Annotated in this window: 8 protein-coding genes; 7 read left to right on the top strand and 1 reads right to left on the bottom strand. The window is 54.9% G+C overall.

What is annotated here, in order from left to right; all coding sequences use genetic code 11:
* Window positions 1-661 precede the first annotated feature (661 nt).
* From ADB08_RS11850 to ADB08_RS04250, 7 genes are all read left to right on the top strand, one after another.
* A complete protein-coding gene (locus ADB08_RS11850) occupies window positions 662-3,682 on the top strand; it encodes a VaFE repeat-containing surface-anchored protein (protein WP_049171147.1) in 3,021 nt (1,006 codons plus the stop codon).
* A gap of 9 nt (window positions 3,683-3,691) precedes the next feature.
* Window positions 3,692-4,471 (top strand): class F sortase, encoded by a 780-nt coding sequence (locus ADB08_RS04275; RefSeq protein WP_049171145.1) that lies wholly within the window; start codon window positions 3,692-3,694, stop codon window positions 4,469-4,471.
* Window positions 4,472-4,626: 155 nt separating this feature from the next.
* Window positions 4,627-4,986 (top strand): hypothetical protein, encoded by a 360-nt coding sequence (locus ADB08_RS04270; protein ID WP_048731447.1) that lies wholly within the window; start codon window positions 4,627-4,629, stop codon window positions 4,984-4,986.
* A gap of 673 nt (window positions 4,987-5,659) precedes the next feature.
* Window positions 5,660-7,297, top strand: coding sequence for a SpaH/EbpB family LPXTG-anchored major pilin (locus ADB08_RS04265; RefSeq protein WP_049171142.1), 1,638 nt, complete (start codon window positions 5,660-5,662; stop codon window positions 7,295-7,297).
* A 237-nt stretch (window positions 7,298-7,534) separates the two neighbouring features.
* Window positions 7,535-8,548: a class C sortase gene (locus ADB08_RS04260; RefSeq protein WP_222866229.1), complete on the top strand. Its 1,014-nt coding sequence runs from the start codon at window positions 7,535-7,537 to the stop codon at window positions 8,546-8,548.
* Complete coding sequence (locus ADB08_RS04255) at window positions 8,541-9,470, top strand: SpaA isopeptide-forming pilin-related protein (protein ID WP_049171137.1); 930 nt, start codon at window positions 8,541-8,543, stop codon at window positions 9,468-9,470. Before ADB08_RS04260 ends, ADB08_RS04255 begins: the two co-directional genes overlap by 8 nt.
* On the top strand, window positions 9,470-12,688 hold the full coding sequence (locus ADB08_RS04250; protein WP_152682206.1) for a SpaA isopeptide-forming pilin-related protein: 3,219 nt from the start codon (window positions 9,470-9,472) through the stop codon (window positions 12,686-12,688). Before ADB08_RS04255 ends, ADB08_RS04250 begins: the two co-directional genes overlap by 1 nt.
* Before the next feature lie 106 nt (window positions 12,689-12,794).
* Here the strand turns inward: ADB08_RS04250 and ADB08_RS11290 are convergent, their stop codons facing one another.
* Window positions 12,795-13,427, bottom strand: coding sequence for a trypsin-like serine protease (locus ADB08_RS11290; protein ID WP_070827622.1), 633 nt, complete (start codon window positions 13,425-13,427; stop codon window positions 12,795-12,797).
* Window positions 13,428-13,744: the final 317 nt, after the last annotated feature.

Raw genomic sequence — 13,744 nt, 5'->3', positions numbered from 1 at the left:
TGGAATGCCGTGAATCAGACCCATTTTTGTCTATTAACCGCGGATGGAGAGGTTGGGGCGGAGAGGCGATTATTTATGCAGCCGCAATTAGCACACAATTATGTGGCTTATTAAATGATGTCCGGGGATTCTTTTGTAAATAGTCTTGAGACATCATTTTTGCTCTTAGAGATTTATTGGCTTGCATTTTCATTAGGTGGGGGTGGGGTGTCATTTGTGCCGTAACTCACAATTATGAAAATCGTGACATGGGAGACATTCTAACCCAAATTAATGGGCGGGGATTCATTGAAAAAACTTCATATGCGCAGGTTAATCGTGATTTTATGGGTTGAATGGCTAGGTGTCGTGGCGAAAGGTGGAACTTCGGCATGTGTGTGGTGTCCAAATGTCCACCCCAGAAAAAATATGCAAACAACAATTATTGACATTGAAATAAAAGACAATAGGGGTGGCAATTAAATGGCTCAACAAACATAAAATGTATTTGTTATATTCGGGGACGGCCAACGCTATAAATGAGAATTAGAAGGCGATGTCAACTGGGCTACCTGTGATGGGGGCTGGAGACGCTTATGCGTGGTCATTGATTGTTAATTGAAGGCTGGAAAGGTAGCGAAAGGTGTATAACGCACTGAAATCGAAGGAAGGGGGAGGGCTCATGTTCGGTCGTTTTACAAACGAGAAGCGCTGGTTGGCGCTTTTTAGCTTCGTGGCTGTGCTCGCTCTTTTCTTCGCTAAATCTCCAATAATTGCGCATGCGCAGGAGGCAGAAGACACTGGCGAAACCCTGACGATCCAGAAGATTTTGAGTGTTCCTGGAACAGTTAAGGGTGTTGAAGCCAATGGAAATGTCCGTGATTTTGGGCCACTCATTGCGGCATTTGACGAGGCTGCAACACCATTTGGTAGCCACAAAATGGGTTACTGCATTGAGGCCAGCGTCGCCGGTGATCTTTATGACACCGGTCGTGTGCAGAACTTCAGTCAGTTCTCGCGCAGTACAGATACCAATAACAAGCTGCGGAACGACTTTGACCGATACCGGAAGCTCAACTGGATTGCTCACCACGGTTCTCCAGCTGTTGGTTTGGATGAACTGGGGAAGGCGGCTGGAGTTAAAGGACGTCTGAATGTGCTGGATGCCAATAACGCAACTCAGTTCGCTCTGTGGCACTTCTCCGATGACATTGACTTCTCCCAGGGCATTCACAACCCATCGACGAAGGCTGTCTACGACTACCTCACTGGTCCGGCTAACGTCGGTCAGGGCACCGTCGACGGTACGAACCGCACTGGCTACATTTTCAACAATGGTAAGAAACAAGACATCATTGTGATTGACAATGTCACTCCGTCTTCCGGTGAAGTTCCGGCAGAGCCGACGAAGCCGTCCGAGCCAGAAAAGCCAACCGAACCGGAAAAGCCGACCGAACCGGAAAAGCCGACTACTCCGACCACGCCTGCGGAGACCACGACCCCGTCCGAGTCGACCAAGCCGTCCGAGCCGGAGAAGCCGACCACGCGTAAGCCGTCGATCTCCACTCAGGCTCGCCTGAACGGCAACAAGATTGTTGCGGGCGCTGTGGTTAAGGACATCGTGAAGTTCACCGACCTGGTTCCGGGTAAGAACTACCGCCTGGACGCCACCCTGGTGGACAAGACCAATGCTGATCGCATCTTGGGGACCGGCAGCGTGGAATTCACTCCGGAGACCTCTTCGGGTGAGCAGGCTGTCATGATTACCGTCTCCGATGATGTAGATGAGCCGGTTACCGCTGCTGTTGCATTTGAAAAGCTGACCTCGACAGAGGTCACCGCCGATGGCCAGGACAACACCGATGGTCAGCGGGTAGAAATCGCTACCCACGAGGACATCAACGACGCAGCTCAGACCGTTCACGGCGAAAAGCCGGAGCAGCCGTCGACCTCCGAAGAGACCCCGACGAGCGAAGAGACAACCGAGGAGACGACCGAGGAGACAACGGAGCCGTCGTCCAGCGAGACCACTACTTCTGAGACCAGTGAGTCGGAGGCTCCGACGACGTCGGAAAGCGAAGAGCAGCCGAGCTCTTCGACGACTACTCCTAACACCTCCGAGTCCACGAAGCCGGCCGCTCCGACGGAACCGACCGAGCCGACTGACAGCACTGAGTCGCAGACCACGGAACCGACGGAGCCGACTGAGACTACCGAACCGTCTAAGCCGAGCGAACCCGCTGATACGCCGCTGGAGCCGGAGCTGCGCACGGTAGCCGAGCTTCAGGGCAACCGCATTGAGGCTAATGCCAAGGTTGTCGACACCGTGCATTTCGAGGGCCTGGTGCCTGGTAAGAACTACACCCTCTCCGGTGAACTGGTTAATAAGGCTGATGGCTCTGTGATTGGTCATGGCGAGGCGACGTTCAAGCCGACGTCGGCAAGCGGTACTGTGACTGTCACTCTTGAGGTGTCTGACTCTGTTAAGACTCCTGTTGCTGAGGCTGTAGTGTTCGAGCACCTGACCTCTGATGAGGTTGACTCGACTGGTAAGGAAAGCGCTGGTCAGGTCAATGAGATCGCTGACCACGCAGATATCAACGACGCTAGCCAGACCGTGACCGGCGAGGTTCCGGAGAAGCCGGAAGACACTCCGACTGAGGAAAGCGAAACTCCGTCCGAGGAGACGACCGCACCGGAGACCAGCTCGACTGAGCCGACCACGTCCACGGTTCCGGCAACGCCGAGCGACGATGAGCCGTCCGAGCAGCCGGAGACGACACAGCCGGAAGAGCCGTCTGAGACGACAACTCCGTCTACGTCCGAGTCCGAAAAGCCGAGCAAGCCGAGCAAGCCGACTAAGCCCGCTCAGCCGGAAAAGCCGAGCAAGCCGTCGAAGCCTGCTCAGCCGGAGAAGCCGTCCAAGCCGACGAAGCCTGCCCAGCCGGAAAAACCGAGCAAGCCGACCAAGCCCGCTCAGCCAGAGAAGCCGAGCAAGCCGACTAAGCCCGCTCAGCCGGAAAAGCCGAGCAAGCCGAGCCACCCGAGCACCCCAGCGCAGTCTGAGGACAACCCAGCCATCACGACTACTGCCGGTATTGCCGGCAAGGGTCTGGTTGAAAAGGGCGCTGTCGTCATCGACACCGTGCACTTCACCGGTCTGAAGCCGGGTACGAAGTACACCCTGACCGGTGAGCTGATGTGCAAGGAGACGGGCAAGTCCACTGGCGCTAGCAGCCGCTTGCACTTTGTGCCGACGGCATCCGCAGGCACGGTTGATGTTCCGATCATCATCACTGACGCCGACTGCGCTTCTCAGGTTGTCTTCGAGACCTTGACCGATGCCAATGGCAAGGAAGTTGCTGTTCACAAGGACATCAACTCTGCTGAGCAGACTGTCACGAATGGCAAGACCCCAGAGAACACGCCATCTGAGCAGCCGAAGGATGAGGGCAAGCAGGGCACGCCTAACGACGATTCCTCCGCACCGACCAGCGACACTGCCACCCCGAACACTGTGATTAATCAGCACTCGGAGCAGAACAACACCAACGTCACCATCATCGGCGGCACTGGCCAGGATAAGCAGAAGAACCACGGAAAGCCGTTGGCTCCGAACTCCGAACGACGTGCAATTAGTTCGGTTCCGTCTGGCCCGACCGGTTTGGCTACTCACGCTCTGCCGACGGTAGCCACGAACTAAGGAGATTCCATGACTGATCAGTTTGGCTCGGACGAGACTGGCAAAGAACCTGGAAACGCACCAGGTTACGAACCAGGCATCGAACCGGAAACCGAAACCGGCGCACTCGGCCACGTTGATCCGTTTGGCCAGGACGAAGATAAGGCCGACGGCCATGTCGAAGGCGAAGTCGAAGACCTGCAGGACGTGCCGTGGTGGAAGCAGCCAAGGATGTATATCGCCGCTATCGCATTAATCGGCGTTATCGCTCTGCTGGTAATCGCTCAGATCAACCGCAATGATTCGACACTCGATGGTGCGCAGGAGAATCTGCCCACTCCAGCACAGGGTTCTCGGGGAGCTGTGCACGAGATGGAGATGCTCATTGATGGTAAGTCGGCTCCGATTGATTTTGTTCAGCTGACTGATCAGGGATCTCTGATTCCGCCGACCGATGTTTCGCGCCTGGGCTGGTACTCGGCTTCCGCAATCCCAGGTGAGAAAGGTGCAGCTGGATCGTCCGTCATTACCGGTCACGTCAATGAGGTGGACCAGGGCGATGGCTACGCTGCACGTTTCGCTGACCTGAAAGCTGGTGACACTGTCACGGTGAAGGTAGATGGCGAAAGCCGAGACTTCACCGTGAGCCACGATCCAATCCAGGTGGTCAAGGGCGCTCGGATGCCCGATTCCGTCAACGATGCAGTTGGTGAGAACCGCTTGGTCCTCATTACCTGCGGAGGAGAGTTCGTCGGCGGCACGTTGGGATACGCCGACAACATCATCGTCGAGGCCACTCCAGTGCGCTAAACCAGCACGCTAGGGCGCGGATCTCAATTCATTGACCAATCTCATTGGCTGTGGTTGTTGGGTGACGTCGAACAACGGCGGCGCAGACAGTCGCAGAAAAATACAAATCAAATCTGCAGAAACACTGCAGAAACACTGAAGATAAGGAAGTACCTATGAGCATGTTGAAGAAAATCGGTGTCTGGGGTGTGGGCGCACTCGTGCTTGCCGCTCCGGTTGCTACTGCCGCACAGGCGGTAGCTGCACCTGCAACCTCCGCTGACACTGCAGTTGTCGCTCCGGGCAAGGGCGGGTTCCTGCACTCGGGCAAGCTGGCCGTCAACCGCTACGTCTTCGAGCTTGAGCATCGCGATGGCAAGGACTACGTCAACATCACCTTCACCGGCGATCACAGCGCTGACGTGCAGATCATGCCGGATGGCATGACGCCCGAGGGTAAGAAGAAGGTCGATCAGATTGGTGATGTCCTCAAGCTCAACGGCTACAACGATGTCCACTACTGGGCGGTTCTCTAAGCGTCTTAAGTGACGCGGCAGGGCGCCCCATGTCGCTTACTGTCTTTGTGCTTTAACAGGTCCTAGCACAAGGCGGTGCGTCGTGGGGTGGTTTGCTGCAAACGGCTTTTGCTTTCGCTTGACGACGTTGTTGTGGCAATAAATTCGGGAAGGTTGATAAGTTCTCATTTGCCCGGCGTGCGCTGCGACGATAGCGGTAGGGGGTAAAAGCTATTGATACAAACCAACTGGTTAGCCCTGATTGGGGGAAGGGGGATAAATCGAGGAAATCTTGACGCTTTTTTGGGTGAATGGGCAAAAGCCCGTCGCGAACAGTGCAAAGAGCTATCGCGGAGGTAGTACGAAGTGTGAATGCGAAGGGTTTTCATGCCCAGGTGTCGCGGCCCGTTCTCCTTGGGGTATCGGTCAGATGCTTAAGCGGTTAAGTTATTTATAAGCGGTTCACTGAGCGCTGTTAACCGAGCGAGCAATGAGCTTGAGCTGTAATGTTTCGACATTCAAACATTAAAGTTCATAACGCTTAAGCTTAAAAGGTTAGACAAACTGGTCTTTTTCTTAAGGAAAAACTCAGTTTTGGCAAGTCGGGGAACGTTGGTGTCGCCGTCTGGAGTGAATCGCGAGACGTATTGAAGCGCGTCGCTTCATTTTGGACTTCTGTAAAGGACCTGTTTTCGTGAATAAGTTCTCCCGTACCGCTCGTTCGGTAACTTTCGCTGCCATCGTCGGTCTGTCGATGGGTGTCTCCGCCCCGGCTGCAATCGCTCAGCCTGAAGGTCCTGCTGTTGAGCAGGCTGCCGGCGACTCCCCGCTGGTAAATAAGGACGCCAAGGGCTCGCTCACCATTCACAAGTTCGGTAATCCGACCAGCGAAGGCCAGCCGTCTGGCACCGAGGCTGATGTCAAGGACGTTGAGGCCACTGGCGCCGAGAAGCTTGAAGGTGTCGGCTTCACCGTTTACAAGATCAACAAGACTGCAGATGGCGCTACCGACATTGATGTCACCACTAACGAGGGTCTGCTGGCTGCTTCGAAGCTGAAGGCCGCTGATTTCTCTCAGGGTGCCGCACTCAAGGATGGCCTGCCTGACGGTGTCCTGAAGGAGGTTGCAACCGGCACGACTGGGCCGGATGGTAAGTGGGTAGTTTCCGAGAATCTCGATCTCGGTGCCTACCTCGTCGTGGAGACCACCCCGAAGGAGGGCTACGACCCGGCTGTTCCGTTCATCGCATTCGTCCCGATGACCGCGGATAACGGTGGGGATAACCAGGGTACTAGCTGGAACTACGACGTCCACGCGTTCCCGAAGAACTACAAGGACGAAGAGCCGGACAAGACCGTTAAGGACAAGGACCAGAACGCTGGCGACGAAAGCCTGGTCTACACCGTCACTGGTACCGCTCGCCAGCTGAAGCCGGGCCACGATCGCACCCAGTTCCGCGTCACTGACAAGATTGACCCGAAGCTCGAGATCACTGACGTTCAGGTCAAGATTGTCAAGAAAGATGGTGGCGAGCAGACTCTGGCTACCTCCGACGACAAGGACGGCAAGTTCTTCGAGGGTAATGACGTCGATGTTGACCTGAATGAGGCTACTGCTAAGTCCCTCAAGGCTGGTGACAAGGTCGTCGTTACCATCACGACCACGCTCAAGGCTGAGTTCAAGAACGCTACCGATATCGCACCGAACACCGGTTTGGTCTACCAGAACAACCCGGATGGTTCCGAGAACCAGACTCCGAAGGAGACCCCACAGGTTAAGACCTACTGGGGCGGCCTGCAGTTCAAGAAGGTCGATGGCGAGCGCAACGCCCTGGAAGGCGCCGAGTTCCAGATTGTCCGCCAGGCTGCTGGCCAGAAGTGCTCCCAGATCGACACCACCAAGAAGGATTCCTGGACTCCGGTCAACGGTGAGCAGAATGGCGAGATTAAGAAGACCTTCGTCTCTGGCCAGGACGGTATTGTCAAGATCACTGGTCTTCACGTCAACGACTTCGAAGACAATGCTGAGGTTGCCGCTGATGACCAGTCCCACTACTGCCTGATTGAGACCAAGGCTCCGAAGGGCAAGGAGCTGCTGCCGGAGGCTCTCGAGTTCAAGCTGGTTGCTACTGGAACGGATTCTGAGGGCAACCGCCAGTACGAGCTGGCTTCCGTCCAGGTCGGCGCTAACCCGGGTGAGGTTGTTAACTCCGACGACACCACCCCGAACCTGCCGATGACCGGTGGTGCCGGTGTTGGCATCCTGGCTGCTATCGGTGCAGCTATCGTCGCAGCTGGTGCATGGTTCGCCCGCCGCGGTTCCAAGAACTAAATCCGAGTAAAGGCTCGGCCACTGGAGCGCTTTAGCTCCAGTGTTGAGGGAATAGCGTGCGTTCAACAGCGCACGCCATTCCTGTAGTTTGCGCATCACTGAAATTACTGTTGCGGCCTTTCGATGTGCTCTTTTTCAACAGCAGGCATCTCTACGCCGGTGAGAAAGAGAAAGGCCACATCCCTTTTTGATTGACTTCTTGGGAGTTCCTCCGTGGGTAAACACTCTGCGTCTACTCTGACGCGGGACGCATCAGCTGAGCGGCCTGAACAGCCTGAGCAGGCGAAAAAGAACAGCATGGTTCTCCCCGCAATTTTGGTGATTGTGGGCTTGCTTGTGATGCTGTACCCGGTTGTCTCCACGGCATTGAACAACTACGGCACCTCTAAGGCGGCCAAAGAGTTTGCCAAGCTGGAAAAGTCCGTACCCCAAGAAGTTAAAGATGAACAGTGGGAACGCGCTCACGCTTACAACGAGCGCCAAACCACCGGCCCGATTCTGGACCCGTGGCTTAACGAAGTTAATGACCACAACCCCGAGTACGCCGCTTATCTCGATCAGCTAAACGCTACCGACGTGATGGCGCGTCTGATTTTCCCAGAGATTCAGGCCGACCTGCCGATTTACCACGGCACCAGTGATGAGGTGCTCGCCAAGGGGCTCGGACACCTATACGGATCCGATCTTCCAGTCGGCGGTGTTGGAACCCACTCCATCATTACCGGTCACACCGGACTTACTAACGTAACGCTCTTCGATAACCTGCGGAAAGCAAAAGAGGGAGACGCCTTCTATATCCAGGTCGCAGGCCACAAGCTGAAGTACGAAATTGATCAAATCAAGGTTGTACTTCCGCATGAGACCGATGATCTTCGTCCCGTTGACGGCCAGGACTACATCACCCTCATCACTTGCACCCCTTACGGAATCAACACGCATCGTCTGCTAGTGCGTGGGCACCAAGTGCCGATGGATCCGTCGGAAAGCAATGTCTTCGACCAAACGCACGGAGCTGGATGGCAGTGGTGGATGTACGCCCTGCTCGTAGCGGTGTTTGTGCTTGGCACAGGCTTTGCGTGGTGGCTCTGGCGCCAACGCCTCGACGCCGACGAAGAGCTTGACGACGACGCCGAGAACGCGGACGTCGAGACTGCTGATGGCGACGCAGACAGCGATGAACTCGCTGACGGCAGCGAATCAGCGTCCGAGGATAATAACAACACTTCGTGGTGGGAAAACGACAATGAATAAATATTTGACATCCACCTGGAACCGGATAGCTGCGTTCTTAGCTGCCTGCGCTCTGGTTGCAGTGATGGGTGCAATCGGCGCGAATGACGCCAACGCGGCCAGGATTGTTGGACGCGTGGACGCTCCGGGCGTTTCAGCAACGAGCGGCACTGACATTGTGCGAATTACCTTGAGCCCAGGAAACCCGGACGATGATAATTCGTCGGCATCGGGCTCTATTTCTGGCGTGACCATTCATCTGGAACGTCTCAAGGGAATCTCGCCGGCGAGCCAGCAGGACCGCGAGAAGGTGGAAAACGCCACCGCAGCTGAGCTTGCCGAGTGGCCGAAAGACCTCCACTTCAGCCAGGTCACTGACGAAAACGGCTCTGTTAAATTCAGTGATTTGCCGGAGGGCATCTATCTTGTGACCTCGACGGCTCCGAATGACAGTTACCGGGAGATCAACTCCTTCTTGGTATCGGTGCCGTTCTACGGTGCGGGCTATGACTCCACGCCGGTAGAGGGCGTCATTGTGGCGAAGTCGCATAAGCCGGGGGAGACGCCACCACCGTCGACACCTCCAACGACTCCGCCGAAGACCCCTCCGACAACGCCACCGGGAACACCGCCGACTACGCCGGGAACATCGACCCCGCCGAAGACGCCTCCGACGACGCCGACAACTCCGACAACTCCGGGTGAACCGGGAACCTCGACGACAACGTCGACTACTTCCATGCCACCTGGTGAGCCTGGTACCTCGACGCCTTCGGGCTCGTCGGGTTCATCCTCAAGCTCGGGAAGTAGCGGAGGATCTGGCTCCCTGGCACTCACCGGTGTGCAGGTAGCAGGGCTGGTAGCCGTTGCTGCAGCACTAATCGGCGGAGGATTCGTCATTATCGCTGCTAGCAAGAAGAACTCAGAAAGTGGGAAGAACTAATGTTTTCGACAACATTCCGCTTGCCGGATTCAATGCGAACTACGCTTCGCATGTTCTTGGCTGCTTTGCTAGCGGTAGCTCTCGTTGTCAGCGGTCAGGCGTTTGCGCCCAACGCGCCACAGGCGCAGGCACAGACGGAGGTTATTCCGACCACCCCGCCGAAGTATGAGTTTAAGAAGATCAAGGCGAAGCCAAATCCGGGCGACGCGAAGTTTGAGTTCACAGTTAATAGTGACGCGACGATTGACAGTCTCCAGTTCAATGTTGGCGGCTCGGAGTGGCTTCAAACTTATGAATTGAGCATTAATGGCAGGATGATTCCAGCTCAGTTCGACCAGAGTCGACCGCCTTATGAGGCGCGACGGGCACCGTTTGAAATTGTGCACAGTGGATTAAATCAAACGGTGAAAGCGGGCGATAAAATTAACTTAGAGTTATGGATCAATAATAGCGCAGCAACGGGCAGCGTATCTCTGACTCTTCGTGGCACTACCGCAGGTTCTACTGAGCCCACCAATCCAAGTCAGCCAACAGATCCGTCAACGGACCCGACGGAGCCTACCCAGCCGACAAATCCAACAGAGCCGACTGAGCCCACCGAGCCAGAGACCCCGGAGCCGGAACCGGAGCCGGGAACGATAACTCCAGCAGAACCGACTCTTGTCGACCCTGCAACTGCACCGGAGTGCGTGGAGAAGGCTTACATCAATATCCCGGACACCAAGGGAGTTGATTACTACCTCAACGCAAAAAAGGCGCCTGCCGGACCTCATGTGTATGAGCAGAACAAGCCAGGAACTGTCAAAGTCACTGCTGTAGCGCAGCCAGGTTTTAAGCTTGCTCCGAATGCGCGTACCGAGTGGACTTTCAATCTAAGTGGTGAAGTTAAAAACTGCTCAAATTCCTCCGAAGACCCCAAGCCACCGGCTGTCGAAGGGCGTCACTTTGACGCCATCGGTCACGAGTTTGCAGTTAAAGCTGACCCAGTAGATCCGAAGAAGCCCAATGCCTTTACGGCTAAGGTGACTGAGGAGTCTCACATGAAGTATGCAACGGTGCGTATCGAAACTGACGCGACTTTCTTGGATCCGCAGAAGTACAACCTCACGCTGGACCAAATTGAACCAGGTGTGACTTTGCTGAAGCGCAACGTCAACATCGGCAATGGGTTCATCACTATGGATGTCGTACCGGTAAAGGACGGCAAGCCGGTTGACTCTGCTCTCGTGCCTAAAGATGCAGTGTTTACCTTCACCAATAATCTTTCACAGAACAAGAACCTGAAGGTGACGCTCGATGTGTACGGAGAGAAAAAGAGCACACCAAAACCACCGGAGATTATCTCTCCGCCGGATGGAGCTCAGTGGGTTCACGGACGTGTCGCTAATCCGCCGATGCCGCAGCGCTGTGGCCTGCGCATTGCTGTGGTGGCCGACCTGTCCACCTCACTGAATTACGCTGATTCAAATGGCTTTACCGAGTCGAAGCGGGCGGCAAATGCTTTGATTGATTCGCTGGCTGGAACCCCTGCAGAACTGGGTATCTACAACTTCGCGGGTGGAGCGCCACGTGCTGCAAACGGCTCAACCTATGGGCAGAACCCTCCTTACATCTCGTTGCAATCAGAACAAGGTGTAAACCGGGCAAAGAGCATTGTCGCTAATTGGCAAGGCGACGGCTCGACCAACTGGGAGGCAGGCCTCAAGCAGGTCGCGGCAGGAAACTATGACGTGGTGTACTTCATCACCGACGGTATGCCGACATATTCCTCGAAAGCGCCCGGATTAAAACTTGGTGGCGAATTTGTTCAAGAATCCGCCCTTAACCAGGCAATTGATGCAGCTAATGAGCTGAAAGCGGCCGGAACTCGCATCGTCCCGATTATGGTCGACCTGACTGTAGGTGGAAAGTATGCTCAGCGCACAACTGTTACTCAGGATCTCGTACTAAAGAATGTACGTTGGTGGAAGAGTGGCACAAGCATTTCAGAGCCCGGACTTTATTGGCAGTTCACGAATAAGTACGTAGATGCAGCAAGTTATGTGGGCGATGATACTACTGCTAACTTCGAGATTGCGTATAAGAATGGTGGTTTCAAGGTTTGGGAGCGAACCCCACAAGGCAGGAATATCGAGATTACGCGTGATCAATCCAAGTGGACCTATGGTCCGCGTGGGGTCAAGACCATGGGTGAGGATATTTCTGGCACCGGTGACACCATCCGAGTCGAGCAGTACTCCAAGCTCGCCGCGCAGATGAAGCAGATTGGTGAACAACTTGCTTCTCGCTGTAACGGAGTTGTGAAGGTCAAGAAGCGCATTGTCGATGAAAACGGCAAGGTTCTCGAAGACGGTGCCCCTGGCTGGGAATTTACCCTTGCCGCAAATGACAATGTCATCGGCACCGGGTCCGGTCCGCTGGTCCATCAGTCGATGAAGGTGACCTCCGGATCCGAATCCGACAAGGGTACTGCATCGTGGAACATTGAAAGCGAACGTGAGCAATCGCTGGTTCTCACCGAAACGCAGAAGCAGGGCTACACCCTGTTCCGTCGCGGTGACACGTTAGATTCCACCGGTGATTTCAACGCGGTGTGTACTCAAACCCGAGGCGGGAAGACCTCACCACTGAAGGTCGAAAACGTCGGCGAGTTCGGCTTCCGGGTGAAGATGTCGGAATCCAATAAGGTCCTGTCTTCCATTTCCTGTGTAGTCGATAACTACGAAGCGCCGGACACCAAGCCAGGCAAGCTGACCTTGGAAAAGGCGGAATATGTCGATGGCGAAGGAGTCAAGGTTCTACCGGGGCTTGGTGGTGCGACTTTCGATATCTACCCCTCGGCAGGTGGTCAGCCGGATTTCAGCGGAGGACCGGTCTACACCATCACCCCAGATCAGAAGTCAATTGAGATTAACGAAACTGGTACTTTCTACCTGGTAGAGACTAAGTCGCCGGCAGGGCTTAGCCTGCTGCCAGAGCCAGTAGCTTTTGAAATCTCAGTTGACCAGGAGACTAAGGAGTACACCATCTCGGTGGTGGGTGGCAGTAGCCCGCTGATTAAGGCCGAAGGCTCCGGCGAGCTCATGATCATGCAGGTGACCGACACCAAGACCGGAACGCTACCAAAGACCGGTGGAAACGGAGTCCTGCTCTGGACGCTGTTCGGTGCGGTAATCGCAGCTTGCGGTTGGTTCTGGACTCGCCGCCAGCAGGCCTAATAACAAATAATGGGATCTGTGCAGTTGCCTGCACAGAACCCATTTGGCAGTAAAAGAACTAGGCTGGCTTCCCACCCATCAGGAAACCCTACATCACCAAACCCTCTTACCAGGGTGAGTTAGCAGTGATGTATGAGCCAAGCTGCTGCCCGTTCCCATCGATGATGTTCCAGGTAGTCGATACAACACCGACAGCGCCTCTTTCCGGGACCCATACTGGGCCACCGGAGTCGCCGCGTTGAGCGTGCACATTTTGAACCTGTAGAGCACTGTCCTCGGTTTGGTATGCCTCTCGGTCAGCGGCTAAACCGCAGGTCACTTTCCCCGTAGTGTTGCCGTATATGCAGACTGTCTCACCAGTTTGAACATCTGTTGGGGATATTATTGAGTCACCCGAATAGGAATTCTCACCGGCAATAGCGGGGTCATCAAGCGAAACAACTCCGATATCGTTTCCCGTATCTAGTGAATGGTCATAGGTGGGAGACGGTTGGAATACTCCAATTTTCTGAAAGGTCCCATCCGTCACCGTGTCTCCTTCTTGCCCACAATGACCTGCTGTGTAGATCTGAGAGTTACTTTTGTCGACGTAGCCAGCTGTACAGACACTGGCTTGTGGCCCATTAGCGTGAACGATAACAACTGGATCACCTTGGTTGATAGTGGCAGCGTAGGCCGGTAGTCCGGTTGTAGCCGTGATGATGGCAGTGACAGTGAAAATCCATGAAGGTCTATTCATGGGGAAATCTGCTCCTCAGTGAGTTGGTCGGTGGCGGCCCAAAAACTGGTTCTGGCGCTTCCAGGTCGCACATTGAAAAGCATTTCCTCTGGTTGGTTTTCCTAGAGGGCGAATACGAACGCGCATGGTAAGCGTCCAATCATCCTAAAGATGCGCAAAAACGAAGCTAATCTCGTCGAAAAAGATGGAACTTAAGCGTGCCGGGCAGTTTATATACCCGTTTCGTATCGCGAATATAAGGAAATGTATAAAACTATCAGTTAAGGCAGAACCTACGCTCAACTGAGCAATCATGTGCGATAGCGCTCCAAAAATGG

The organism is Corynebacterium sp. 239_CJEI, from assembly GCF_001055995.1.
In the GTDB taxonomy this organism is placed as follows: domain Bacteria; phylum Actinomycetota; class Actinomycetes; order Mycobacteriales; family Mycobacteriaceae; genus Corynebacterium; species Corynebacterium jeikeium_D.
Note: the sequence above shows the minus strand (reverse complement) of the source record. Positions and strands in the feature narration are given on the sequence as shown.

Bases quoted from the DNA above. Each gene is read 5' to 3' on its own strand.
- ADB08_RS04270 (WP_048731447.1), top strand. From the start codon at position 4,627: ATGAGCATGTTGAAGAAAATCGGTGTCTGGGGTGTGGGCGCACTCGTG.
- ADB08_RS04275 (WP_049171145.1), top strand. From the start codon at position 3,692: ATGACTGATCAGTTTGGCTCGGACGAGACTGGCAAAGAACCTGGAAAC.
- ADB08_RS04255 (WP_049171137.1), top strand. From the start codon at position 8,541: ATGAATAAATATTTGACATCCACCTGGAACCGGATAGCTGCGTTCTTA.
- ADB08_RS04250 (WP_152682206.1), top strand. From the start codon at position 9,470: ATGTTTTCGACAACATTCCGCTTGCCGGATTCAATGCGAACTACGCTT.
- ADB08_RS11850 (WP_049171147.1), top strand. From the start codon at position 662: ATGTTCGGTCGTTTTACAAACGAGAAGCGCTGGTTGGCGCTTTTTAGC.
- ADB08_RS11290 (WP_070827622.1), bottom strand. From the start codon at position 13,427: ATGAATAGACCTTCATGGATTTTCACTGTCACTGCCATCATCACGGCT.